Source organism: Pseudoxanthomonas jiangsuensis (assembly GCF_010093185.1).
Taxonomy (GTDB): Bacteria; Pseudomonadota; Gammaproteobacteria; order Xanthomonadales; family Xanthomonadaceae; genus Pseudoxanthomonas; species Pseudoxanthomonas jiangsuensis.
The window spans coordinates 76,396-100,396 of record NZ_PDWL01000006.1 but is presented as its reverse complement, the minus strand read 5'-3'; the positions used below and the strand labels follow the sequence as shown (position 1 = coordinate 100,396).

At 70.7% G+C, this 24,001-nt stretch carries 20 protein-coding genes; 10 read left to right on the top strand and 10 right to left on the bottom strand.

Going from position 1 to position 24,001, the window contains the following annotated elements:
• Window positions 1-20 precede the first annotated feature (20 nt).
• From tsf to bamA, 9 genes are all read left to right on the top strand, one after another.
• Window positions 21-896 (top strand): translation elongation factor Ts, encoded by an 876-nt coding sequence (gene tsf / locus CSC62_RS05740; RefSeq protein WP_162405211.1) that lies wholly within the window; start codon window positions 21-23, stop codon window positions 894-896.
• 177 nt (window positions 897-1,073) lie between these two features.
• Window positions 1,074-2,573: a GGDEF domain-containing protein gene (locus tag CSC62_RS05735; RefSeq protein ID WP_162405210.1), complete on the top strand. Its 1,500-nt coding sequence runs from the start codon at window positions 1,074-1,076 to the stop codon at window positions 2,571-2,573.
• Window positions 2,574-2,662: 89 nt separating this feature from the next.
• On the top strand, window positions 2,663-3,385 hold the full coding sequence (gene pyrH, locus CSC62_RS05730; RefSeq protein ID WP_162405209.1) for a UMP kinase: 723 nt from the start codon (window positions 2,663-2,665) through the stop codon (window positions 3,383-3,385).
• 87 nt (window positions 3,386-3,472) lie between these two features.
• Window positions 3,473-4,030: a ribosome recycling factor gene (gene frr, locus CSC62_RS05725; protein ID WP_162405208.1), complete on the top strand. Its 558-nt coding sequence runs from the start codon at window positions 3,473-3,475 to the stop codon at window positions 4,028-4,030.
• Between the two features lie 25 nt (window positions 4,031-4,055).
• A complete protein-coding gene (gene uppS, locus CSC62_RS05720; RefSeq protein ID WP_162405207.1) occupies window positions 4,056-4,802 on the top strand; it encodes a polyprenyl diphosphate synthase in 747 nt (248 codons plus the stop codon).
• Window positions 4,799-5,662, top strand: a complete 864-nt coding sequence (locus CSC62_RS05715; protein ID WP_162405206.1) for a phosphatidate cytidylyltransferase — start codon at window positions 4,799-4,801, stop codon at window positions 5,660-5,662. The genes uppS and CSC62_RS05715 overlap by 4 nt, the downstream gene beginning before the upstream one ends.
• Window positions 5,663-5,679: 17 nt before the next feature.
• Complete coding sequence (locus CSC62_RS05710; RefSeq protein WP_162405205.1) at window positions 5,680-6,879, top strand: 1-deoxy-D-xylulose-5-phosphate reductoisomerase; 1,200 nt, start codon at window positions 5,680-5,682, stop codon at window positions 6,877-6,879.
• A gap of 27 nt (window positions 6,880-6,906) precedes the next feature.
• The gene (gene rseP, locus CSC62_RS05705; protein ID WP_162405204.1) at window positions 6,907-8,265 is read left to right on the top strand and encodes an RIP metalloprotease RseP; all 1,359 of its coding nucleotides are present in this window, start codon (window positions 6,907-6,909) and stop codon (window positions 8,263-8,265) included.
• 71 nt (window positions 8,266-8,336) lie between these two features.
• A complete protein-coding gene (bamA, locus tag CSC62_RS05700) occupies window positions 8,337-10,790 on the top strand; it encodes an outer membrane protein assembly factor BamA (RefSeq protein WP_162405203.1) in 2,454 nt (817 codons plus the stop codon).
• A gap of 187 nt (window positions 10,791-10,977) precedes the next feature.
• Here bamA and truD read toward each other — a convergent pair whose 3' ends face one another.
• The 8 genes from truD to CSC62_RS05660 all read right to left on the bottom strand — a co-directional run bounded on the left by truD (window position 10,978) and on the right by CSC62_RS05660 (window position 18,437).
• Window positions 10,978-12,018, bottom strand: a complete 1,041-nt coding sequence (truD, locus tag CSC62_RS05695; RefSeq protein ID WP_162405202.1) for a tRNA pseudouridine(13) synthase TruD — start codon at window positions 12,016-12,018, stop codon at window positions 10,978-10,980.
• A gap of 29 nt (window positions 12,019-12,047) precedes the next feature.
• The gene (gene ispF / locus CSC62_RS05690; RefSeq protein WP_162405201.1) at window positions 12,048-12,542 is read right to left on the bottom strand and encodes a 2-C-methyl-D-erythritol 2,4-cyclodiphosphate synthase; all 495 of its coding nucleotides are present in this window, start codon (window positions 12,540-12,542) and stop codon (window positions 12,048-12,050) included.
• A gap of 426 nt (window positions 12,543-12,968) precedes the next feature.
• Entirely contained in the window at window positions 12,969-13,664 is a 696-nt protein-coding gene (gene ispD, locus CSC62_RS05685; RefSeq protein ID WP_162405200.1) for a 2-C-methyl-D-erythritol 4-phosphate cytidylyltransferase, read from the bottom strand.
• Entirely contained in the window at window positions 13,664-14,029 is a 366-nt protein-coding gene (gene ftsB / locus CSC62_RS05680) for a cell division protein FtsB (RefSeq protein ID WP_162405199.1), read from the bottom strand. The genes ispD and ftsB overlap by 1 nt, the downstream gene beginning before the upstream one ends.
• 12 nt (window positions 14,030-14,041) lie before the next feature.
• Entirely contained in the window at window positions 14,042-15,334 is a 1,293-nt protein-coding gene (gene eno, locus CSC62_RS05675; RefSeq protein ID WP_162405198.1) for a phosphopyruvate hydratase, read from the bottom strand.
• 170 nt (window positions 15,335-15,504) lie between these two features.
• On the bottom strand, window positions 15,505-16,338 hold the full coding sequence (gene kdsA / locus CSC62_RS05670; protein ID WP_162405197.1) for a 3-deoxy-8-phosphooctulonate synthase: 834 nt from the start codon (window positions 16,336-16,338) through the stop codon (window positions 15,505-15,507).
• Window positions 16,335-18,011, bottom strand: coding sequence for a CTP synthase (pyrG, locus tag CSC62_RS05665; RefSeq protein WP_162405196.1), 1,677 nt, complete (start codon window positions 18,009-18,011; stop codon window positions 16,335-16,337). Before pyrG ends, kdsA begins: the two co-directional genes overlap by 4 nt.
• A 153-nt stretch (window positions 18,012-18,164) precedes the next feature.
• The gene (locus CSC62_RS05660; RefSeq protein ID WP_162405195.1) at window positions 18,165-18,437 is read right to left on the bottom strand and encodes a hypothetical protein; all 273 of its coding nucleotides are present in this window, start codon (window positions 18,435-18,437) and stop codon (window positions 18,165-18,167) included.
• Between the two features lie 222 nt (window positions 18,438-18,659).
• On the opposite strand from CSC62_RS05660, the gene parE reads away from it, so the two are divergent.
• Window positions 18,660-20,549, top strand: a complete 1,890-nt coding sequence (gene parE / locus CSC62_RS05655; RefSeq protein WP_162405194.1) for a DNA topoisomerase IV subunit B — start codon at window positions 18,660-18,662, stop codon at window positions 20,547-20,549.
• A gap of 6 nt (window positions 20,550-20,555) precedes the next feature.
• On the opposite strand, the gene CSC62_RS05650 is transcribed toward parE, so the two are convergent.
• On the bottom strand, window positions 20,556-23,318 hold the full coding sequence (locus CSC62_RS05650) for a serine/threonine-protein kinase (RefSeq protein WP_162405193.1): 2,763 nt from the start codon (window positions 23,316-23,318) through the stop codon (window positions 20,556-20,558).
• Window positions 23,319-23,343: 25 nt separating this feature from the next.
• Complete coding sequence (locus CSC62_RS05645; protein WP_162405192.1) at window positions 23,344-23,910, bottom strand: ECF-type sigma factor; 567 nt, start codon at window positions 23,908-23,910, stop codon at window positions 23,344-23,346.
• Window positions 23,911-24,001: the final 91 nt, after the last annotated feature.

The following is a 24,001-nucleotide window of genomic DNA, read 5'->3' as shown; positions in this document are numbered from 1 at the left end:
TCCCATAACGAGGTATTCCCGTGGAAATCACTGCTTCCCTGGTCAAGGATCTGCGCGAGCGCACCGGCGCCGGCATGATGGAGTGCAAGAAGGCGCTGACCGAGAACGCCGGCGACATCGACGCCGCGGCCGAGTGGCTGCGCAAGTCGGGCCTGGCCAAGGCCGACAAGAAGGCCGACCGCGTCGCCGCCGAAGGCCGCATCGCGGTGGCCCAGGACGGCGGCAAGGCCGTGCTGGTCGAGGTCAACTCCGAGACCGACTTCGTCGCCAAGGACGAGAACTTCATCGCCTTCATCGACACCGTCGCCCAGGCCGCGCTGGCCTCCGGCGCCGCCGACGTGGAAGCCCTGAAGGCCGCCAAGCTGGCCTCCGGCGCCACCGTGGAGGAAGCCCGCGCCGCGGCCGTGGCCAAGCTCGGCGAGAACATCCAGATCCGCCGCCTGGCCCGCATCGACTCGGCCAACAACGTCGCCGCCTACGTCCACGGCGGCAAGATCGGCGTGCTGGTGGAACTGGCCGGCGGCGACGCCGAGCTGGCCCGCGGCCTGGCCATGCACGTGGCGGCGATGAACCCGCCGCACAACAAGGCGGCCGACGTGCCGGCCGAGTTCGTGGCCAAGGAGAAGGAGATCGAGCTGGCCAAGATGTCCGAGAAGGACAAGGCCAAGCCGGCCGAGATCCTGGAGAAGATCATCTCCGGCAAGATCAACAAGATCGTCAACGAGGTCACCCTGTACGGCCAGCCGTACGTGCTCGACAGCGACAAGTCGGTCGAGCAGGTGGTCAAGGCCGCCGGCGCCGACGTGGTCGGCTTCCAGCGCCTGGTGGTCGGCGAGGGCATCGAGAAGGTGGTCGAGGACTACGCCGCCGAAGTCGCCAAGGCGATGCAGGTCTGATCGCGCCGCACCCGTAGCACCCGGAAAGCCGCGGCCCGCCGCGGCTTTCCTTTTATGCGCCCGTCCCCGCCACTCTTTCCGCCGAAACGGTAGGCGTGCGCCGCCCGCCGGCGTACCCTGCTTATCGGCACCGGCATTTGCCGGCATACTCCAAGGACCGGAACCGACCGACCGCCGATGCGACCGGAACTCGAAGCCAGCCTCCTGCACTGCCGCAACCTGCCCTCGCCGCCCGGCGTGGCATTGCAGATCATCGACCTGGCCCAGGACCCGAACGTCGACATCAACGCCACCGCGCGGGTGATCGGCATGGACCCGGCGCTGAGCGCGCGGATGCTGCGGGTGGCCAACTCGCCGCTGTACGCCGGCCGCCGCCGGGTCGACAACCTCGGCCAGGCGATGACCATGCTCGGCCTCAACGCGACCCTGAGCCTGGCCCTGGGCTTCTCCCTGGTCCAGGGCCTGCGCGGCAAGAACGGCACCGCGGCCGAGCAGGAGAAGATCTGGCGGCGCAGCGTGCTGGCGGCGCTGGCCGCGCGCCTGGTCGGCCAGCAGGCCGGCGCGGCCCGCCTCGAGGACCTGATGCTGGCCGGGCTGCTGCAGGACATCGGCGGCCTGGCCCTGCTCCAGGCCGCGCCGGCCGAATACACCGCCTTGCGCGGCCGCGTCGGCGACAACGCCGCGCTGCTGGCGCTGGAGCGCGAGGTGTTCGGCAGCGACCACGCCAAGGTCGGCGCCTGGCTGGCGCGGCAGTGGCAGCTGCCGGCCTACCTGGCCGAAGCGATCGCCGCCAGCGAGGCCGGCGCGGCCGTCTCGGCCGACGACCCCTTCCTCGCCAGTGTGGTCGCCTCCGGTGCGGTGGCCGACCTGTGGCTGGCCACGGAAGACCCGGACGGCCGGCTCCGCGCGGCGGCCGAGGCCGGGGTCGGCATGGCCACCGGCAAGCAGGCACCGGTGCTGGACGAACTGCTGGTGCAGATCGCCGCCGCCCTGCCGGAGATCAGCGCCCTGTTCGAGGTGCGGATCAACCGCCCCGAGCACCTGCAAGCGATCTCCGAGCACGCCAAGGAGCTGCTGATCCTGCGCAACCTGCGCGAGATCCAGGAGGCCAGCCAGGCCCGCCACGACGTCCAAGCCTCCGAGGAGCGGATGCGCCGGCTGACCGAGCAGTCGCGGCGCGACCCGCTGACCGGGGTCTACAACCGGCTGCAGATGGAGGAGGTGCTCGAGCGCGAGTTCGCCACCGCCGTGGCCCTGCAGCAGCCCCTGTCGATCGCCTTCATCGACCTGGACGACTTCAAGCGGATCAACGACCAGCACGGCCACCTGGTCGGCGACCAGGTCCTGCGCCAGTTCGCCCAGACCCTGCAGAGGATGCTGCGCAGCACCGACCTGATCGCCCGCTACGGCGGCGAGGAATTCCTGGTCGTGCTCAGCCATTCCAACGAGGCCGCCGCCTCGCGCGTGCTGCAGCGCATCCTCGACGAGGTCTCGCGCCTGCCGATGGCCGTGGTCGAGGAACAGCCGCTGCACGTGACCTTCTCCGCCGGCCTGGCCACCCACGACAGCGCCGGCACCCGCTTCGAAGACGCCCGCAGCCTTCTGCAGGCCGCCGACGACGCCCTGTACGGCGCCAAGCGCGAAGGCCGCAACCGGGTCAGCCCGCACCGGCAATGAACGGCGACGTGCCGGCGGCCCCGGCGCGCGGCCCGGCTGCAGGCGCTTTCCGCTAGAATCCGCGCGTTTTCCACCTGCCGAGGCCCCCCATGTCCGAGCTCGCCCACCGTCGCGTCCTGCTGAAACTCTCGGGCGAGGCGTTGATGGGAGCCGAGGACTACGGCATCGACCCGGTGGTGATCGGCCGCATCGCCCGCGAGGTGATGGAGGCGCGCGAAGCCGGCGCCGAGATCGGCCTGGTGATCGGCGGCGGCAACATCTTCCGCGGCGCCGGCCTGGCCGCCTCGGGCATGGACCGGGTCACCGGCGACCAGATGGGCATGCTGGCCACGGTGATCAACGCCCTGGCGATGCAGGACGCGCTGGAGAAGCTCGGCGGCAAGGTCCGGGTGATGAGCGCGCTGAAGATCAACGACGTGTGCGAGGACTACATCCGCCGCCGCGCCGTGCGCCACCTGGAGAAGGGCCGGATCGGGATCTTCGCCGCCGGCACCGGCAATCCGTTCTTCACCACCGACTCGGCCGCCGCCCTGCGCGCGATCGAGATCAACGCCGACCTGCTGCTGAAGGCGACCAAGGTCGACGGCGTCTACGACAAGGACCCGAAGAAGCACAGCGACGCGGTGCGCTTCGAGGAGTTGGACCACGACGAGGTCATCGCCCGCGACCTGCAGGTGATGGACACCGCCGCCTTCGCCCTGTGCCGCGACCACGGCATCCCCTTGCGGGTCTACGACGTCTCGGTCCCGGGCAACCTGATGCGGATCCTGCGCGGCCAGAACGTCGGCACCCTGGTCCGCGGCCGCGGCTGAGCCCGGCCGGCCGCCGTCCCCGCACCGGCCGTTACCGGCAAACCCGTATAATCGGCCGATTCAGGCACAAAGACGGAAGCCCCGCCGATGATCAACCAGATCAAGCAAGACGCGCAGACCCGCATGACCAAGAGCATCGAGGCCCTGCGCCACAACCTGGTCAAGGTCCGCACCGGTCGCGCCTCCACCGGCCTGGTGGACACCATCCGGGTCAATGCCTACGGCAGCGACGTGCCGCTCTCGCAGGTGGCCGCGGTTTCGGTCGCCGACGCCCGCTCGCTGGTGATCAACCCGTGGGACAAGGGCATGGTCGGCGCGGTCGAGAAGGCGATCCTGGCTTCGGACCTGGGCCTGCCCCCGAACACCGCCGGCACCACCATCCGCCTCAACCTGCCAGCCCTGACCGAGGAGCGCCGCCGCGAGCTGACCAAGGTCGTGCACGGCGAGGGCGAGGACACCAAGGTCGCCGTGCGCAACATCCGCCGCGACGCCAACCAGCAGGTCAAGGACCTGCTGAAGGAAAAGCAGGTGACCGAGGACGAGGTCCGCCGCGCCGAGGAGGAGATCCAGAAGATCACCGACAAGGCGATCAAGGACGTCGACGAGGTGGTCAAGGCCAAGGAACAGGAACTGATGGCGGTCTGAGCGGTCTGCAGTCCGCATGACGGCCATGCCTCCCGCCAGCGCCCCGGTTCCGCGCCACCTTGCCGTCATCATGGATGGCAACGGCCGCTGGGCGCAGCGCCGGCGCCGGCCGCGCGTGGTCGGCCATCGCGCCGGCGCGCGCGCGGTCAACCTGACCATCGACTTCTGCCTGCGCCAAGGGATCGAGGTGCTGACCCTGTTCGCCTTCTCCAGCGAGAACTGGGGCCGGCCGGAGGAGGAAGTCGGCGCGCTGATGAAGCTGTTCCTCAACGCCCTGGAACGCGAGGTCGACGAGCTCGACCGGCGCGGGGTGCGGGTGCGCTTCATCGGCGAGCGCGGGCGCTTCGCCGAGGCGATCGCCCAGCGCATGGCCGCGGCCGAGGCCCAGACCGCCGGCAACGCGCGGCTGCAGCTGAACATCGCCGCCAGCTACGGCGGCCGCCAGGACATCGCCACCGCCGCCCGTGCCCTGGCCCGTGAAGCGGCCGCCGGGCGCCTGGATCCGGACAGCATCGACGAGGCCATGGTCGGCGCGCACGTGGCCCTGGCCGGGCTGCCGGCGCCGGACCTGTTCATCCGCACCGGCGGCGACCGGCGGATCAGCAACTTCCTGCTGTGGCAGCTGGCCTACACCGAGCTGTGGTTCACCGAGACCCTGTGGCCGGACGTCGACGCCGGCGTGCTGCAACAGGCCCTCGACGACTATGCCGGGCGCGAACGCCGCTTCGGCCTGACCAGCGCCCAGATCGCCCCCGTGGAGGCTTCCGCATGACCCGTACCCGTGTCATCGCGGCCCTGGTGATGGCCCCGACCGCGATCGCCGCGATCCTGCTCTTGCCCACCCCGTGGCTGGCGGCGCTGGCCGCGCTGATCATGCTGGCCGGGCTGTGGGAATGGCTGAAGCTGGCCGAGATCGACGACAGCCTGCCGCGCACCGTGCTGGTCGGCCTGAACCTTTTGCTGATGGTGCTGCTGGTGTGGGCCTCGCGCAGCGATGAAGGCTTCTCGCCGGTGCTGTTCCAGCTGGCCACCCTGGCCGGCGCGATCGGCTGGGGAGCGGCCCTGCTGTGGCTGTGGCGGCCGGGCTTCAGCGCCGGCCACCGGCCGTGGACCCGAGCCTTCAAGCTGGCCGCCGGGACCCTGGCCACGGTCCCGGCCTGGGCGGCGCTGTGCCTGATCCATTCGGACAACTTCGCCGGGCTGTCCGGCGGCGGCGATCCCGGCGCCCACCGCTGGCTGCTGACCGCCCTGGCCCTGGTCTGGGCGGCCGATTCGGGCGCGTATTTCGCCGGCCGTACCTGGGGCCGGCGCAAGCTGGCGCCGACCATCAGTCCGAACAAGACGCTCGAGGGTGCCCTCGGCGGCCTGGTCGCCGGTTTGGCGGTGGCCCTGGCCTTCGGCAGCTTCGCCGGCGCCGGGCTGGCGCAGCTGCCGGCCCTGGCCCTGGTCGCGGCGGCCACGGTCCTGGCCTCGATCCTGGGCGACCTGATCGAGAGCCTGCTCAAGCGCCAGGCCGGGGTGAAGGATTCCGGCGACCTGATTCCGGGCCATGGCGGCGTGCTCGACCGGATCGACGGCGTCCTCGCCGCCTTGCCGGTGTTCGCCATCGGCAAGGACATCTTCGGCTTCTGACCGGCCCAGGCCCGCACATGCCATCGCCCGCGGACATGCGCCAGGTCGCCGTGCTCGGCGCCACCGGCTCGATCGGCGCCTCGGCGCTGGACGTGATCGCGCGCCATCCCGATCGCCTGCGCGCCAGCGTGTTGGCCGCCGGCAGCAAGGTCGACGCGCTGCTCGCGCTGTGTGCGGTCCATCGCCCCGACCATGCCGTGGTCGCCGACCCCGACGCCTTCCCGCGCCTGCGCGACGGCCTGCGGGCGGCCGGCCTGGCCACCCGCGCCCATGCCGGCACCGAGGCGCTGGAAGCGCTGGCGGCCGGCCCGGAATGCGACACCGTGGTCGCCGCGATCGTCGGCGCCGCCGGCCTGGGCTCGACCCTGGCCGCCGCCCGCGCCGGCAAGCGCCTGCTGCTGGCCAACAAGGAATCGCTGGTCCTGGCAGGCGAGCTGGTGATGGCCGCCGCGCGCGGAGCAGGGGCGCAGATCGTGCCGATCGACAGCGAGCACAGCGCGGTGTTCCAGTGCCTGCACGCCTGCCGCGCCGGGGACGTGCGCCGGATCGTGCTGACCGCCTCCGGCGGCCCGTTCCGCGGCTGGGACCGCGCGCATCTGGCCCAGGTCACCCCGGCCCAGGCCGTGGCCCACCCGAAGTGGTCGATGGGCCCGAAGATCTCGGTCGACTCGGCCACCCTGATGAACAAGGGCCTGGAGGTGATCGAGGCCCACCACCTGTTCGGCCTGCCCGACGAGCGGATCGGGGTGCTGGTCCATCCGCAGAGCCTGGTTCACGCCCTGGTCGAGTACGTCGACGGTTCGACCCTAGCCCAGCTCGGCCTGCCGGACATGCGCACCGCGCTGGCGGTGGGCCTGGGCTGGCCGGAAAGGATCGATTCGGGCGTGTCCGGACTGGACCTGCTGACCCAGGGTCGGCTGGATTTCGAAGCCCCGGACACCGACGCCTTCCCCTGCCTGACCCTGGCCAGGGCCGCCATGGATGCCGGCGGCACCGCCCCGGCGGTGCTCAACGCCGCCAACGAAGAAGCCGTTTCAGCCTTTCTTCAGGGCCGGATCGGTTTCCTAGCCATCCCCGAGCTGGTCGAGGACGCCCTCGCCGCCCTGCCCGCGGCGCCTGCCGGTTCGCTGGAGGCGCTGCTGGCGGCGGACGCGGACGCGCGCCGGTTCACCCGCCAGCAGATCGCCAGGCTTTGCCCCGGAACCGCCCCCGCATGAGCGCCACCGCCCTTCCGGACCAAGCCCATGGGTGATTTCATCGGTTCCCTGTGGTGGCTGGCCGTCAGCCTCGGCCTGCTGGTCACCTTCCACGAGTTCGGCCACTACTGGGTGGCGCGCCGCTGCGGGGTGGACGTGCTGCGCTTCTCGGTAGGCTTCGGCCGGCCCCTGTGGTCGCGCCGCGACCGCCACGGCACCGAGTTCGCGCTGGCGGCGATCCCGCTGGGCGGCTACGTGAAGATGCTCGACGAGCGCGAGGCCGAGGTCCCGGTCCAGCGCCAGGCGCACGCCTTCAACCGCCAGTCGGTGTGGCGCCGGATCGCGATCGTCGCCGCCGGGCCGGCGGCCAACCTTCTGCTGTGCATCGCCCTGCTGTGGGTGATGTTCCTGGTCGGCCGCCAGGACTACGCACCGCTGGTCGGGCGCAGCGGCGGGGTCGCGGCCGAGGCCGGTTTCCGGCCCGGCGACCGCCTGGTCGAGGTGGCCGGCCGCCCGGTCGCCACCTGGACCGAGGTGGCCATGGCCATGGCCGCCCCGGCCCTGGACCGCCGCGACATCGAGGTGCGCGCCGAGGACCCCGAGGGCCGCGAAGCGGTGCGCACCCTGCGCCTGTCGCAGCTGCCGGCCGACCTGGACGAACGCCGGATCCCCGAGCAGGCCGGCTTCACCTGGCACTTCCTGCTGGCCCCGGCGCGGATCGACAGCGTGCGCGAGGACGGCCCGGCCCATGGCGTGCTGCTGCCGGGCGACTTGGTCCTGGCGGTGGACGGTCAGCCGGTGGACGCCGCCGACGGCGTGGCCCCGCAGGTCCAGGCCCTGGGCGAGCGCGGCGGCCCGGGCATGGTCGAGGTCGAGCGCGACGGGGAGCGCCTGGCGCTGGAGCTGCAGCCGCGGCGCAGCACCGACCCGCGCCGCGCCGGCGCCGGGGAGCTGGGCATCGCCAGGGCCCCGCCGCAGGCGCCCGAATACGACGCCGTGCAGCGCTTCGGCCCGCTGGCCGCGGTCCCGGCCGCGGTCCGCGAGACCGGCCGCCTGGCCTCCGACTCGCTGGGCATGATGCGGCGGATGCTGACCGGGGAGGCCTCGGTCAAGAACCTGTCCGGCCCGGTCACGATCGCCCGGGCGGCCAACGCCTCGGCCAAGCGCGGCGCCGACTGGTTCCTGTACTTCCTGGCCCTGCTCTCGCTGAGCCTGGCCATCATCAACCTGCTGCCGATCCCGATCTTGGACGGCGGTCACCTGCTGTATTACCTTATCGAGTTGGTCAAGGGCAGCCCCCTGAGCGAGCGCGCGATGGTCGCCGGACAGTACGTCGGCCTGGCCCTGCTGGCGGGACTGATGGGCCTGGCCTTCTACAACGACATACTGGGCCTGATGCCGCGATGACGACCCGCTCCCCGCTTTCCGGCGCCAACCCGCGCTCCCTGGCCGAACACCTGCTTTCCACCGGATGTGACATGACGCGATTCCCCGTGCGCCGCCTGCTCGCCCTCGCCCTCGCTTCCTCGCTGAGCCTGCCGGCACTGGCGCAATCGGTCGAGCCGTTCACCGTAAGCGACATCCGCATCGACGGCCTGCAGAGGATCGCCGCCGGCACCGTGTTCACCTACCTGCCGGTCGAGCGCGGGGAGACCCTGACCCAGGCCAACGCCGGCGAGACCATCCGCGCCCTGTACCGCACCGGCTTCTTCGAGGACGTGCGCCTGGACCGCCAGGGCGACATCCTCGTGGTCACCGTGACCGAGCGCCCGGCGATCAACAAGCTGACGCTCAACGGCAACAAGGACATCAAGACCGAGGACCTGACCAAGGGCCTGCAGGACATCGGCCTGGCCGAGGGCGAGACCTTCGACCGCCTGGCCCTGGACCGGGTCACCCAGGAACTGAACCGCCAGTACAACAACCGCGGCAAGTACAACGTCAGCATCGTCCCGACCGTCAGCCGCCTGGACCGCAACCGGGTGGACGTGACCATCGACATCAAGGAAGGCAAGGCGGCCAAGATCCGCCACGTCAACCTGATCGGCACCGAGACCTACGAGAACGAGGAGATCGTCGAGAACTGGGAATCGCGCGAGAGCAGCTGGCTGTCCTGGTACCGCCGCGACGACCAGTACTCCAAGGAGAAGCTCTCCGGCGACATGGAGAAGCTCAACTCCTGGTACCTGGACCGCGGCTACGTGGACTTCAGCATCGACTCCACCCAGGTGTCGATCAGCCCCGACAAGCGCGACATGTACCTCACCGCCTCGGTCACCGAGGGCGAGGTCTACAAGATCTCCGAGATCAAGGTCACCGGCGACACGATCCTGCCGCAGGAGCAGGTCGAGCGCATGGTCATCCCCAAGGCCGGCGACACCTTCTCGCGGGTGCTGCTGGAGGCCACCGCCGACGGCATCACCAACACCCTGAGCAACATCGGCTACGCCTTCGCCCGAGTCAACCCGATCCCGACCCCGAACCGCGCCGACCGCACCGTGGCCATCAACCTGCAGGTCGTCCCCGGCCCGCGCGTGAACGTGCGCCGGATCGTGTTCAAGGGCAACAGCCGCACCTCCGACGAGGTCCTGCGCCGCGAGATGCGCCAGTTCGAGAACAGCTGGTACTCCCAGGCCGCGATCGACCGCTCCAAGATCCGCCTGCAGCGCCTGGGCTACTTCGAGACGGTCGAGGTCGAGACCCCCGCCGTGCCCGGCAGCGGCGACCAGGTGGACGTGGTCTACAACGTCAAGGAGACCACCTCCGGCAGCTTCGTGTTCGGCCTGGGCTACTCGCAGCTGGCCGGCATGACCACCTCGATCCAGCTGTCGCAGAACAACTTCCTCGGCGGCGGCAACCGGGTGTCGGTGGAGGCCCAGCGCAGCGACTACCTGCAGCGCTACTCGTTCTCCTACGTCAATCCGTTCTTCACCGACGAGGGCGTCTCGCTGGGCTACAACTTGTGGTGGCGCGAGTTGGACTACTCCGACTTCAACACCGCCCAGTACAACAGCACCAACGCCGCCGCGCAGACCGTGCTGGGCCTACCGCTGACCGAGAACAGCACGGTTTCCCTGCTGTTCGGCATCGACAGCAACCAGATCCAGACCTACGCCGGCTACACCCCGAAGTCGATCATCGACTACGTCAACGCGGTCGGCCAGCGCACCTTCCACGCCTGGCGCAGCGAGCTGGGCTGGGCGCGCGACACCCGCAACGACTACTTCATGCCGACCCGCGGCATGTACCAGCGCATCGGCCTGGAAACCACCCTGCCCGGCTCCACGGTCGAGTACTTCAAGCTCAACTACGAGTTCTCCAAGTACTGGCAGCTGAGCCCGGCCTTCGTCCTGCGCACCGGCCTGGACCTGGGCTACGGCGACAGCTACGGCAGCGACAAGGTCCGCAACCTGTGCTGGACTCCCGGTTCCTACGTGGACAGCAATGGCGACGGCACGATGGATACCTACGTGCCCGGCCCGGATCCCAGCAGCCCCTGCCTGCCGACCTCGCCGGACTACGACAAGACCGTCACCGCCTCGGGCCTGCCGTTCTTCGAGAACTTCTACGCCGGCGGCACCCGTTCGGTGCGCGGCTTCCGCGACAACACCCTGGGTCCGCGCTCGGAGATCATCGCCGGCTACGAGGGCCAGCCGCTGGGCGGTTCGCTCAAGACCGTCGGCCAGATCGAGATGGTGTTCCCCAAGCTGTTCGACAGCAAGGCCGCGCGCGTGTCGGCCTTCGTCGACTTCGGCAACGTCTACGACGGCATCGACAACTTCGACGCGGGCGAACTGCGCGCCTCGGCCGGCGTGGCCCTGCTCTGGCGCGCGCCGGTCGGCCCGATCTCGATCAGCTACGCCTACCCCTTCAAGAAGAAGGAAGGCGACGAGATCGAGCGCCTGCAGTTCACCTTCGGCGGCGGCTTCTGACCGGGAGCTGCAGACAGGTGTAACGAAACGGGCGCCCTCGCAGGCGCCCGTTCCTTTTAGGATTTCCCCGACATCGGCGACGCACTGTAGGAGCCGGTCTTGCCGGCGACCGCCATGGCGGATGCGGATGCGTGAAACCGGGTGCCAGTGATCCGTCCGCCTTCACGGTCGCCGGCAAGACCGGCTCCTACAAGGGGGCACCTGCGGCGTCGATGATCCGGCCCAGCTGCTGCAACACCGCCGTCGCGTAGCTGCCCGGCGGCAAGGCGAAGGACAGCACCAGCGCGTCGTCCGCCTCCCAGCGCCAGGCGAAGTCGCCCGGCCTGATCCGCAAGGCGCGCCGCTCCTGCTCCAGCCCGGCCCGCTCCAGGCCGTCGCGCAGGGCCAGCGACTCATCGTCGGCCAGCGCCGCCAGTTCCCGCTCGCGGCAGGCGCCTTCGCTGCGCAGCGCGCCCCGGCCCCACAGCGGGCCGCTGGGATGGATGTCGCCGGCGTCCAGCCGCGCCTGCAGCGCCTCGCTCAACGGCTCCGGACCGAACACGCTGCGGCTGCCCGACAGCGCCCAGACCTCGCCCTCCAGCCCGCGCTCCCAGCTGCCGTCGGCCTCCCGCGCCGCCAGCACCCGGTTGAACAGCGCCGAGCGCGCCGCCGACAGCAGCATGGAGCGCTGCTCGCGCCCCATGCGCTTGCCACGCGCGCCCTGGGCGAACATCGCCAGCGCCTTGCCGACATTGCCTCCGCCATGGCCGAAGCGCTGCTCGCCGAAGGCATTGGGCACGCCACGGGCGGCGACCGCCGCCAGCCGCGCCTCGATCGCCGCGCGCTCGCCGGACACCTGGCGCAAAGCCAGCACGAAACGGTTGCCGGCCAGCGCGCCGCGCGGCAGCTTGCGCCGGTGCCGGGCCTGGGCCAGCACCCGCAGGCCGTCCTGTTCCAGCAAGGCCAGGTCCGGCGCCTCGCGCCCGGGCAGCTGCACGCTGAAGCGCTGCACGGTCACCGCATGCCGGTCCTTCAGGCCGGCGTAACCGACCGCATGCTCGGCCACGCCGGCCCAGCGCGCGACCAGGCCGGCGACGAAGCCGGTGTTCATACCGCGCTTCTCGATCGTCAGCAAGAGGTGCTCGCCCTCGCCGCTGGCCTCGAAGCCGTCGATCTCCTCGACCCGGAAGTCCTCCGGCGCGCTGCGGATCCGCGCCGTCAGCACCGGCGCGCCGAATGCCAACGGCATCCCGCCCGCATCGGCACCCGCGCCGGGGCTCACGCCCGCACCATCAGCGCCACCGCCTGCGCGGCGATGCCTTCGCCGCGGCCGGTGAAGCCCAGCTTCTCGCTGGTGGTGGCCTTGACGCTGACCGCGTCGAGCGCCACGCCGCAGGCCTGGGCGATCCGCTCGCGCATCAGCGGCGCATGCGGACCGACCTTGGGCCGCTCGCAGACCACGGTGACGTCGGCGTTGCCCAATGCCCAGCCGCGCTCGCCGGCCAGGGCCACGCAATGACGCAGCAGGCCGAGGCTGTCGGCGCCGCGCCAGCGCTCGTCGGACGGCGGGAAATGCACGCCGATGTCGCCCAGCGCCAGCGCGCCCAGGATCGCGTCGCACAGTGCATGCAGGACCACGTCACCGTCGCTGTGCGCGACCACGCCGCGTTCATGCGGCACCCGCACGCCGCCGAGCATGACGTGGTCGCCTTCGCCGAACACGTGCACGTCATAGCCCTGGCCGATGCGGAAGGGGGGACTGGGGTCTGCCATGGCTGCTCTTTCTCTAATGCTGGAATGTCGCGCGCCGTATTGTGCAGCCCACGTTCCCTCCGCGCGAACCACAAGGGGAGTGGGTCGCCTCCCCGATGCTTGATGGCCCTGGCATGGGAGAAGGCGTAGGAGCGCTGTCTTCGGCCGGGGCCGCCGTGCCTTGGGTCTGCGGGGCACCGCTCGGGCGGGCGTCCTGCCCGCAACGCGCGGCCGTGGCACGTCCCTGTGCCACTTGCCCCGCAGACCCAAGGCACGACAGCCTCTGCGGGCGTTGGGGTTCACCGCTTCTGATGCTTCTGCTCTTCCGGCTTTGGCTTGGCTTTTTGTAGGAGCCGGTCTTGCCGGCGACCGCCATGGCGGATGCGTCTGCGTGAAACCGGGTGCCAGTGATGCGTCCGCCTCCACGGTCGCCGGCAAGACCGGCTCCTACAGAGGACGGCGCGCGAGCTCGAACTCGAAGCGGGCCAGGTCGGCCGGCGTGGTGACCTTGAAGTTGTCCTCGCGGCCTTCCACCAGCAGCGGACGCAGGCCTTGGCGCTCCAGCGCCATCGCCTCGTCGGTGACCTCGATACCGGCGCCGGCCGCGGCCTGCAGTGCGCGGGTCAACTGCAGCCGGCGGAACAGCTGCGGGGTCAGCGCACGCCACAGCCGCTCACGCGGCTCGGTACCGTCGATGCCGCCGTCGTCGCCGGCGCGCTTGAGGGTGTCGCGCACCGGCGCGGCCAGGATCGCGCCGACCGGATCGGCCCGGCCCAGCTCCAGCAGCCGGTCGAGGTCGGACAAGGCCAGGTTCGGGCGCGCGGCGTCGTGGACCAGGACGAAATCGTCGGCGCGCACCGACTCCGGCAAAGCCTCCAGCGCCGCCAGCACCGATTCCGCGCGGCTGTCGCCGCCGGCGCAGGCCAGCAGGGGCTTGCCCGCGTATTCGTGCCAGCCCGGCCAGCGCGGATCGTCCCCGGCCAGGGCCAGGACCACGCCGGACACCGCCGGATGCGCCAGCAGCGCGTCCAGGGTATGCACCAGCAAGGGCTTGCCGCCCACTTCCAGATACTGCTTGGGCACCTCGCCGCCGAAGCGGGCGCCGCGGCCCGCGGCGGGCACCACCGCCCAGACCTGTGCCATCAGTCCTGCTCCGGCTCGGCGGTGGCCGCCTCGGCGGCACCGGCTCCCGGATCGGCCGGACCGACCGCCGCCGGGCTGCGCGCCGGATCCTCGACCACCCGGTAGAACACCTCGCCCGGCTTGATCATGCCCAGCTCGCTGCGCGCGCGCTCCTCGACCGCGGCCACGCCCTCCTTGAGGTCGCGCACCTCGGCCGCCAGGGCCGCGTTGCGTTCCTGCAGGCCGCCGTTCTCGCGGCGCTGGTGCTCCACCTGGGACTCCAGCGCCGCCACCTCGCCCGCGCTGCCGATGCCGAACCAGAGCCGGTACTGCAGCCATCCCAGCAGCAGCACCAGCCCCAGCAGCACCCAGCGCATGGCGCGCATTGCCGTCCTGCGTCAGCGCTTGAGCGAGACGAAGGCGTCGCGGCCGGCATAGCGGGCCGAAGCGCCCAGCGCTTCCTCGATCCGCAGCAGCTGGTTGTACTTGGCCACGCGGTCGCTGCGGCACAGCGAGCCGGTCTTGATCTGGGTCGCGGTGGTGGCCACGGCGATGTCGGAGATCGTGGTGTCCTCGGTCTCGCCCGAGCGGTGCGAAACGATCGAGGCGTAGCCGGCCTTGTGCGCCAGGGCGATCGCATCCAGGGTCTCGGTCAGGGTGCCGATCTGGTTGACCTTGATCAGGATCGCGTTGGCGGTGCCCGAGTCGATGCCCTGCTTGAGGATCTTCGGGTTGGTCACGAACAGGTCGTCGCCGACCAGCTGCACCTTGGCGCCGACGCGGTCGGTGAGCAGCTTCCAGCCGGCCCAGTCGTCCTCGGCCAAGCCGTCCTCGATGGTGATGATCGGGTACTGCGCGGCCCAGTCGGCCAGGAAGTCGACGAACTGTTCGCTGCTCAGGCGCTTGTTCTCGCCGACCAGGTGGTACTTGCCGTTGTCGAAGAACTCGCTGGAGGCCACGTCCAGGCCCAGCAGCACGTCCTCGCCGGCGGTGTAGCCGGCCTTGCCGATCGCCTCGAGGATGGTGTCCAGCGCCTCGACATTGCTGCGGAAGTCCGGGGCGAAGCCGCCCTCGTCGCCGACCGCGGTGCTCAGGCCGTGGCCCTTCAGCACCGACTTGAGCGAATGGAAGATCTCGGTGCCGGCGCGCAAAGCCTCGGAGAACGAGGACGCGCCGACCGGCAGGACCATGAACTCCTGGAAATCGACGTTGTTGTCGGCATGGGCGCCGCCGTTGATGATGTTCATCATCGGCACCGGCAGGGCCACGTCGGACTCGGTGATCGTCGACAGGTACTGCCACAGCGGCTGCTTCTTCGAGGCGGCCACGGCATGGGCGGCGGCCAGCGACACGCCCAGCAGGGCGTTGGCGCCGAGGCGGCCCTTGTTCTCGGTGCCGTCCAGGTCGATCAGGCGGCGGTCCAGGCCCTGCTGGTCGGCGGCGTCGAAGCCGGCCAGGGCCTGGGCGATCGCGCCGTTGACGTTGGCGACCGCGTTCTTCACGCCCTTGCCCAGGTAGCGGGTCTTGTCGCCGTCGCGCAGTTCCACCGCTTCCTTGGTGCCGGTCGAGGCGCCCGAGGGCACGGCGGCGCGGCCGAAGGAACCGTCGGCCAGGGTGACTTCGGCTTCGAGGGTGGGATTGCCGCGGCTGTCGAGGATCTCGCGGGCGTGGATCTTGGCGATGCTGGTCATGGAGGCGCAAACGTCCGGTGGGTGGAGTCGGCCGGAAGTTTAACGGAGGCGGGCGCGGCCTGCCGGGTTTTGCCCCGGCTTTCCGCCACATGCGCGTGGAGGGTCGGTTGCCAGGGAAAGCATCGCGAGACGCCGTTGCAGGCCTGCCTGTGTACAGCGGCGACGGCGCGTTACAGCGTCTGCTCGACGAAGCCGTGCTTCTTGGTGATCGAGTCCAGCGCCAGCAGGGTTTCCAGCAGCGCCTCCATCTTGTCCAGGGGCCAGGCGTTGGGGCCGTCGGACAGCGCCTTGGACGGATCGGGATGGGTCTCGGCGAACAGCCCGGCCACGCCCACCGCCACCGCCGCCCGCGCCAGCACCGGCACGAACTCGCGCTGGCCGCCGGAGCTGGTGCCCTGCCCACCGGGCAGCTGTACCGAATGGGTGGCGTCGAACACCACCGGGCAGCCGGTGTCGCGCATCACGCTCAGCGAGCGCATGTCGCTGACCAGGTTGTTGTAGCCGAAGCTGGCGCCGCGCTCGCAGACCATGATCTGCTCGTTGCCGGTGGACCTGGCCTTCTCCACCACCGACTTCATGTCCCAGGGCGACAGGAACTGGCCCTTCTTGATGTTCACCGGCTTGCCGGCCGCGCACACCTTGCGGATGAAGTCGGTCTGGCGGACCAGGAAGGCCGGGGTCTGCAGCACGTCCACCACCGCGGCGACCTCGTCCATCGGCGTGTACTCGTGCACGTCGGTCAGCACCGGCACGCCGATCTGGCGCTTCACCTCGGCCAGCACCTTCAGCCCTTCCTCCATGCCCGGGCCGCGGAAGCTGGTGCCGGAGGTGCGGTTGGCCTTGTCGAAGCTGGACTTGAAGATGAAGTTCATCCCCAGCTTGCCGGTGATCTCCTTCAGCCGCCCGGCCACGTCCAGCTGCAGCTGCATCGACTCGATCACGCAGGGACCGGCGATCAGGAACAGGGGCTGGTTCAGGCCGGCCTCGAATCCACACAGTTTCATGCCCGTGCCTCCTTCAGCAGCTTGCGGTCGGCCCCGCTTTTGAACGACTTGCACTCGCGCGCGGCGCGGATGAAACCGACGAACAGGGGATGCCCCTCGCGCGGCGTGGACAAGAACTCCGGGTGCGCCTGACAGGCCAGGAACCACGGATGCACCGTGCGCGGCAGCTCGACCATCTCCACCAGCAGGTCGTCCATCGACTTGGCCGAGATGACCAGGCCGGCGTCCTCCAGCTGGGTGCGGTAGCGGTTGTTGAACTCGTAGCGGTGGCGATGGCGCTCGGCGACCACGTCCTTGCCGTACAGCTCGCGGGCCAGGGTGCCGGGCTTGAGCCGCTGCTCCTGCAGACCCAGGCGCATGGTGCCGCCCAGGTCGGATTTCTCGTCGCGCTTCTCGACCTCGCCGGTATTGGTCCGCCACTCGGTGATCAGGCCGATCACCGGGTGCGTGCACTGCTTGTCGTTCTCGGTGCTGTTGGCGCCTTCCAGGCCGGCCTTGTGCCGGGCGTAGTCGACCACCGCCGCCTGCATGCCGTAACAGATGCCGAAGTACGGCACCCCGCGCTCGCGCGCGTACTGGGCGGTCATCACCTTGCCCTCGAAGCCGCGGTCGCCGAAGCCGCCCGGCACCAGGATGCCGTCGACGTCGCCGAGCAGCGCGTCGGCACCGTTCTCCACGTCCTGGGATTCCAGCCACTTCAGGTTGACTCGGGTGCGCTGGCGCAGGCCGCCGTGCTTGAGCGCCTCACCGACCGACTTGTAGGCGTCCTTGTGGTCCACGTACTTGCCGACCACCGCGATCGTGACCTCGTCCACCGGATGCACGGTGGCGTCGACCGCCGCCGCCCATTCGGACAGGTCGGCCGGCCGGGTCGGCTGCAGACGCAGGCGCTCGGCGACCAGCGCGTCCAGGCCCTGGGCGTGCAGCTCGATCGGCAGCTTGTAGAGCACGTCCACGTCCTGCACCGAGATCACCGCGCGCTCGGGGACGTTGGTGAACAGCGCGATCTTGCGCCGCTCGCCGTCCGGCAAAGGCTGCTCGGAACGGCACAGCAGCACGTCGGGCTGGATGCCGATCGAGCGCAGTTCCTTGACCGAGTGCTGGGTCGGCTTAGTCTTCAGCTCGCCGGCGGCGGCGATCCACGGCACCAGGGTCAGGTGCATGAACAACGCCTTGTCCGGGCCGCGCTCGGCGCGGATCTGGCGGATCGCCTCCAGGAACGGCAAGGACTCGATGTCGCCCACGGTGCCGCCGATCTCGACCAGGGCCACGTCGTAGCCTTCGGTGGCCTCGTCGATGCAGCGCTTGATCTCGTCGGTGATGTGCGGGATCACCTGCACGGTGGCGCCGAGGTAATCGCCGCGGCGCTCCTTACGGATCACCGCCTCGTAGATCCGGCCGGTGGTGACCGAGTTCCTGCGGCTCAGGCGGGTGCGGACGAAGCGCTCGTAGTGGCCCAGGTCCAGGTCGGTCTCGGCGCCGTCGTCGGTGACGTATACCTCGCCGTGCTGGAACGGGCTCATGGTGCCCGGGTCGACGTTGATGTAAGGGTCCAGCTTCATCATCGTGACCTTCAGGCCACGGGTCTCGAGGATGGACGCGAGCGAAGCGGCGGCGATGCCCTTGCCTAGCGAGGACACGACGCCGCCGGTAACGAAGATGAGGGGAGTCATGGGCGGGGCTCCGGAAACCCGTAGTTTACCGGCTGGCCGCCGATTGCCCAAGCCGGAAGCGTGCCGCGGAGCAGTGGCGGCGACCATGGAAAAGCCCGCCGGCGAGGCCGGCGGGCCGGTGAAGATGCTTGCGGCACAAGGCTTTGGTCGAGATCAGCGCGGATCGCGCTTTTCCTCTTCCTCTTCCTTCTGCGGCCTGGCCTTGTCGCGGTTGTCCTGGCCGGCGCGGGCGGCCTCGCGGCGGCGGGCACGCTCGGCGGCCTCGTCGCGGTCGCGCTGCTCCTGGGCCTTGTGCTCGGCCAGGGCGCCCTGCTGGCCCTGCGCCTGGGACTGCGCGCCCTGGCGGTTCTGCGCCATCAGCGGCAGGGCGACGGCCACGGCTGCCACCCCAACGGCAAGAGCACCCCAGAAAAGACGTCGGTTCATGCGTTCCTCCTCATTCTCCACGTCGGCAACGGTGGTGGGCCACCGGACCTGATGAGAGACATGGGTCCGGATGTCCCGGATTCCAGGCCTCCAGCCTCGCCCGCCTTATACGCCGGCCGGGCCTGCGCCCCCCTGAACGGACGATCCGGCCGGCCAGGGGTGCAAAAACCGGGGCCAGGCCGCACACTTCCGGGCCGCTTCCTGCAGCACCGCAACGAGTCCATGAGCAGCCGCTACAACGCCGCCGACATCGAAGTCCTCTCCGGCCTGGACCCGGTCAAGCGCCGTCCGGGCATGTACACCGACACGACCCGGCCCAACCACCTGGCCCAGGAAGTGATCGACAACGCGGTGGACGAGGCCCTGGCCGGCCATGCCAGATCAATCGAGGTGACCCTGTACAGGGACGGCAGCTGCGAGGTGTCCGACGACGGCCGCGGCATGCCGGTGGACATCCACCCGGAGGAGAAGATCCCGGGCGTGGAACTGATCCTCACCCGCCTGCACGCCGGCGGCAAGTTCAGCAACAAGAACTACACCTTCTCCGGCGGCCTGCACGGCGTGGGCGTGAGCGTGGTCAACGCCTTGTCGACCCTGGTCGAGGTCCACATCAAGCGCGAGGGCGCCGAGCACCGGATCACCTTCCGCAACGGCGACCGCGCCACCCCGCTGGAAGTGGTCGGCACGGTCGGCAAGAAGAACACCGGCACCCGGGTGCGCTTCTGGGCGGACCCGAAGTATTTCGACAGCCCGAAGTTCGCCGTGCGCGCCCTGCGCCACCTTTTGCGGGCCAAGGCGGTGCTGTGCCCGGGCCTGACCGTGACCCTGTTCGACGAGGCCAGCGGCGAGCGCGACCGCTGGCATTTCGAGGACGGCCTGCGCGACTACCTGAAGGGCGAACTGGCCGGGCGCGAGCTGCTGCCGCCGGAGCTGTTCAGCGGCGCGCTGAAGAAGGACACCGAGGTGGTGGACTGGGCCGTGGCCTGGATCCCCGAGGGCGAGCTTGTGCAGGAGAGCTACGTCAACCTGATCCCGACCGCCCAGCACGGCACCCACGTCAACGGCCTGCGCTCGGGCCTGACCGACGCCCTGCGCGAGTTCTGCGACTTCCGCAACCTGCTGCCGCGCGGGGTCAAGCTGGCGCCGGAGGACGTCTGGGACCGGGTCGCCTTCGTGCTTTCGCTGAAGATGACCGACCCGCAGTTCAGCGGCCAGACCAAGGAGCGGCTGAGTTCGCGCCAGGCCGCCGGCTTCATCGAGGGCGCCGCCCACGACGCCTTCAGCCTGTGGCTCAACCAGCACGTGGAACTGGGCGAGCGGATCGCGCAGCTCGCGATCGAGCGCGCCAGCGCGCGGCTGAAGACCGAGAAGCAGGTGGTGCGCAAGAAGGTCACCCAGGGCCCGGCCCTGCCGGGCAAGCTGGCCGACTGCATCAGCCAGGACCTGTCGCGCACCGAGCTGTTCCTGGTCGAGGGCGACTCCGCCGGCGGCAGCGCCAAGCAGGCGCGCGACAAGGACTTCCAGGCGATCCTGCCGCTGCGCGGCAAGATCCTCAACACCTGGGAAGTGGCCAGCGGCACCGTGCTGGCGTCGGAGGAAGTGCACAACCTGGCGGTGGCCATCGGCTGCGACCCGGGCAAGGACGACATCTCCGGCCTGCGCTACGGCAAGGTGGTGATCCTGGCCGACGCCGACTCCGACGGCCTGCACATCGCCACCCTGCTGTCGGCGCTGTTCCTGCGCCACTTCCCGGCGCTGGTCGCCGCCGGCCACGTGTTCGTGGCGATGCCGCCGCTGTTCCGCGTGGACGTGGGCAAGCAGGTGTTCTACGCCCTGGACGAGGAGGAGAAGCGGCTTTTGCTGGAGAAGATCGCCCGCGACAAAATCAAGGGTCAGGTCAACGTCACCCGCTTCAAGGGCCTGGGCGAGATGAACCCGCAGCAGCTGCGCGAGTCGGCGATCCATCCCGACACCCGCCGCCTGGTCCAGCTGACCGTGGACGACGGCGAGCAGACGCGTTCGCTGATGGACATGCTGCTGGCGAAGAAGCGGGCGGGCGACCGCAAGGCATGGCTGGAAACCAAGGGCGACCTGGCGTCGCTGGAAGTCTGAGTCTACTCAGCCCGCACCCAGCCGCGACTCCAGCCGCGCCAGCCGCAGCGGCAGTTCCGATTCCGGCACCAGCTGCTCGCGCAGCAAGGGCGCGGCGCGACGGACCTGCTCGCGCGCCTGCGCCGGGCGGCCGGCCTCCAGCAGGACCTCGGCCAGCGGCACGCGATGGCGTGCGGTGGAAATCGTGTCGCTACCGTACTGGGCCTCGGCCATGGCCACTGCCTGCTGCCAGGCCTGCACCGCCTCCGCGGCCTTGCCCTCGCGCTGCAGCAGCTCGGCCAGCAGCGACTGGCGCCGGAACGCCAGCTGCGGCGGCTTGCCGGCCAGCAAAGGCTCCAACTCGTCCAATGCGGCATGCGCGGCGGCGAAGCGTCGGCTGCGGATCTGCCACTCGGCCACGCCCAGGCGGGTGATCAGCACGTCCCTGGCGTCGGGCTCCAGCCGCGAGGACCAGACTTCCAGGGCGTGGCCGATCAGCGGCTCGGCCGCGGCCAGTTCGCCCTGGCGCATCAGCGCCCGGCCCAGGTTGGCCTCCGCGCGCAGGGTGGCGCCGTTGTCGGGCCCCAGCACGGCCTTGCGCACCTCCAGGGAGCGCCGGTACATCTGCAGCGCTCCTTCCGCGTTGCCGCGCGACTCCTCCAGGCTGGCGAAGTTGTTGAGGGTGACCGCGTAGTCGGCGCTGTCCTCGCCCAGCACCCGGCCTTCGATCTCCAGTGCACGGCCGTAGTAGGCGCTCGCGGCGCGGTAGTCGCCCAGGTCCTGGCTGATGCCGGCCAGTTCGTTGTAGACCGTGGCGGTGTTGTCGCTGTTGTCGCCGAACAGCTTCAGCGCCAGCGCCAGGTTCTGCTTGTGCAGGGTTTCGGCCTCGCGCAGGTGGCCCTGCTCGAACATCGTCATCGCCAGCGCATGGCGGGCATGCCAGACGCCGGAAGACTCCGCCCCCTCCAGCTCGGCCCGCAGGGCCAGCGTCTGCTCCAGCAGTTCCTGCGCCTGCTCCAGCTTGTCCCAGCGGCGGTAGAGCAGCCCGATGTTGTTCATGACCACGGCCCGTCGACGCATCCAGTCGGGCGTGCCCTGGCGCAGGCGCAACGACTCCTCGAACGCGTCGAGCGCCGGCTGGAAGCGTTCCTGGTTCATCAGCGCCAGGCCCAGCGAGTTAAACGCCCGGGCGCGCATGATCGATGCTTCCTCGCCTGGCGGTTGCGTTTCCACCACGGCCAGCGCCCTGCGCGCCACCTGTTCGGCCTCCTCGCCGCGTCTTCCGTTGGCCAGGATCACCGCCAGCTCGTTCAGCGCAGCCACCGCCTCCAGCGGCCGGTCCACCTCCGGCGTCAGCAGCGACTCGGCCGCCACCCGCAGCAATTCCTCGCCCCGCTGGCTCTGGCCGACGTTCATGTAGGCCTGGCCGATCACATGCTGGACCCGTGCGCGCATCGCCGGCGAACCCGCCAGTTCCGTGTCGATCCGCGCCGCGCCCGCATCCAGCACCTCGCGCGCGGTCGCCTCCGCCTCGCCCTTGCCGCGCTTGCGCGGGTCGGCGGCCTCGAACGCCTGCAGCATGAACTGGCCGACCTGCTCGGCCACCTGCGCTTCCTCCTGCGCCCGTGCGCGCTCCTCCCCCAGTCGCCAGACGAAGCCGATGCTCAGGCCCAGCACCAGCACCGCCACCGAAGCCGCCTGCCAGTGCCGGCGCAGGACGCGCCCGAGCCGGTACAGCCGTCCGCCCTGGCGGGCCGCCACCGCGCGGTGGTCGAGGTAGCGCTGGACGTCGTTGGCCAGGGCGTCGACCGAGGCGTAGCGGGCCGCGGCATCCAGCGCGCAGGCCCGGGCCACGATCGCGTCCGGGTCGCCGCGCAGGCGCGCGCGCCAGTGACAAGCCGGCGCTGCCCACTGGCTGGGCGCAGGCAACGGCCGGGCGCGGTCGTCGGCGCCGCGCTCGACGTTGCGGTCGGCCAGCAGCTCCAGCAGCAGGACGCCGAGGCTGAACACATCGCTGGCCATGCCGACCGGCTCGCCGGCCAGGGTCTCCGGCGCGGCGTAGGCGGGAGTGCAGAACACCAGGCGCTCGCCCTCGCCGCCCTCGTCCAGCAGGCGGGAGATGCCGAAGTCCAGCAGCACCGGCTCGCCGTCGGCGCGGACCAGGATGTTGCCGGGCTTGAGGTCGCAGTGGACCACCAGGCGCGCATGCGCGGCCTGGACGGCGCGGCAGATGCGCACGAACAGCGCCAGGCGCTGGCGCAGGTCCAGCGCGCGGGCGCGGCAGTAGGCGTCCAGCGGCTGGCCGTCGACGAACTCCATCACCAGGTACGGCAGCCCGGCGGCGGTGGTGCCGCCGTCGTACAGGCGGGCGATGTTGGGATGCTGCAGGCTGGCCAGGATCCGCCGTTCCTCGGCCAGGCGCTGGGCGGTGCGCGGGTCGGCCAGGCCGCGCAGGAGCTTGACCGCGACCTTGCGCGCGTAGAGGTCGTCGGCGCGCTCGGCGGCGTAGACCACGCCCATGCCGCCGGAGGCCAGGCGCTCGGTCAGCCGCCATGGGCCGAGGGTGTCGCCCGGCTGCAGTTCCGGCCCGGCGATGCGCGCCAGCAGACCGTCCAGCGGCGCCCGTGCGCGCTCCAGGGTCGAGGTCTGCGCCTGCAGCAGGTCCAGGGTCTCGCGCAGCAGCTCCGGGTCCTGGGTCAGGCGCTCCAGCTCGCCGCGCCAGGCGTCGGGCGGCAGGTCGCAGACCGCATCGAACAGTTCGCGCAGTTGCTGCCAGCGGTCGTCGTCCATCCCCTTCCCCCCATGATGCCGGCCGTCAGGTGAGCTGGCGGTTGAGCCAGGCCTTGGCGAAGCGCAGGTCGCGATCCACCGTGGGCACGGAGACCTCCAGCACCGTGGCGATCTCCTCGTGCGACATGCCGCCGAAGTAGGCCAGCTCGACCGCGCGGCCGGCGCGCTCGTCGTAGCCGCTGAGCCGCTCCAGCGCCTGGTGCAGGGCCAGCACGTCGTAGTCGCCGATGTCCTCGCGGTGGACGCCGCCGGCGTCCACGTGTGACAGGGTGACGTTGACCGCGCCGCCGCCGCGCTTGGCCGCCACGTGCGAGCGCGCGTAGTCCACCAGCACCGCGCGCATCTTCAGCGCCACCAGGGCGAAGAAGTGGGCGCGGTCGGCGAAGCCGACGTCGCGGCCGAGCATGCGCAGCAGCGCCTCGTGGACCAGCGAGGTCGGGCGCAGGGTCAGGTCGTCGCGCGGCGATCCCAGGCGCGAGGCGGCCATGTCGCGCAGCATCGCGTAGACCGCGTCGAACAGGGATTCGCGCGCCTGCAGGTCGCCGGCTCGCCAGGAATGCAGCAGTCGGGTGATGTCGTCGGACAAATCCATACCCCGTGGGAGAGCGGGCGCAGGCACGAACGCGCCGGGTTGCACGGCGATTATAGGCAGTCGCGGCGCATCCCCGTTGAATGCGGCCGGG

Bases quoted from the DNA above. Each gene is read 5' to 3' on its own strand.
- CSC62_RS05735 (WP_162405210.1), top strand. From the start codon at position 1,074: ATGCGACCGGAACTCGAAGCCAGCCTCCTGCACTGCCGCAACCTGCCC.
- pyrH (WP_162405209.1), top strand. From the start codon at position 2,663: ATGTCCGAGCTCGCCCACCGTCGCGTCCTGCTGAAACTCTCGGGCGAG.
- frr (WP_162405208.1), top strand. From the start codon at position 3,473: ATGATCAACCAGATCAAGCAAGACGCGCAGACCCGCATGACCAAGAGC.
- uppS (WP_162405207.1), top strand. From the start codon at position 4,056: ATGCCTCCCGCCAGCGCCCCGGTTCCGCGCCACCTTGCCGTCATCATG.
- CSC62_RS05715 (WP_162405206.1), top strand. From the start codon at position 4,799: ATGACCCGTACCCGTGTCATCGCGGCCCTGGTGATGGCCCCGACCGCG.
- CSC62_RS05710 (WP_162405205.1), top strand. From the start codon at position 5,680: ATGCCATCGCCCGCGGACATGCGCCAGGTCGCCGTGCTCGGCGCCACC.
- rseP (WP_162405204.1), top strand. From the start codon at position 6,907: ATGGGTGATTTCATCGGTTCCCTGTGGTGGCTGGCCGTCAGCCTCGGC.
- bamA (WP_162405203.1), top strand. From the start codon at position 8,337: ATGACGCGATTCCCCGTGCGCCGCCTGCTCGCCCTCGCCCTCGCTTCC.
- truD (WP_162405202.1), bottom strand. From the start codon at position 12,018: ATGCCGTTGGCATTCGGCGCGCCGGTGCTGACGGCGCGGATCCGCAGC.
- ispF (WP_162405201.1), bottom strand. From the start codon at position 12,542: ATGGCAGACCCCAGTCCCCCCTTCCGCATCGGCCAGGGCTATGACGTG.
- ispD (WP_162405200.1), bottom strand. From the start codon at position 13,664: ATGGCACAGGTCTGGGCGGTGGTGCCCGCCGCGGGCCGCGGCGCCCGC.
- ftsB (WP_162405199.1), bottom strand. From the start codon at position 14,029: ATGCGCGCCATGCGCTGGGTGCTGCTGGGGCTGGTGCTGCTGCTGGGA.
- eno (WP_162405198.1), bottom strand. From the start codon at position 15,334: ATGACCAGCATCGCCAAGATCCACGCCCGCGAGATCCTCGACAGCCGC.
- kdsA (WP_162405197.1), bottom strand. From the start codon at position 16,338: ATGAAACTGTGTGGATTCGAGGCCGGCCTGAACCAGCCCCTGTTCCTG.
- pyrG (WP_162405196.1), bottom strand. From the start codon at position 18,011: ATGACTCCCCTCATCTTCGTTACCGGCGGCGTCGTGTCCTCGCTAGGC.
- CSC62_RS05660 (WP_162405195.1), bottom strand. From the start codon at position 18,437: ATGAACCGACGTCTTTTCTGGGGTGCTCTTGCCGTTGGGGTGGCAGCC.
- parE (WP_162405194.1), top strand. From the start codon at position 18,660: ATGAGCAGCCGCTACAACGCCGCCGACATCGAAGTCCTCTCCGGCCTG.
- CSC62_RS05650 (WP_162405193.1), bottom strand. From the start codon at position 23,318: ATGGACGACGACCGCTGGCAGCAACTGCGCGAACTGTTCGATGCGGTC.
- CSC62_RS05645 (WP_162405192.1), bottom strand. From the start codon at position 23,910: ATGGATTTGTCCGACGACATCACCCGACTGCTGCATTCCTGGCGAGCC.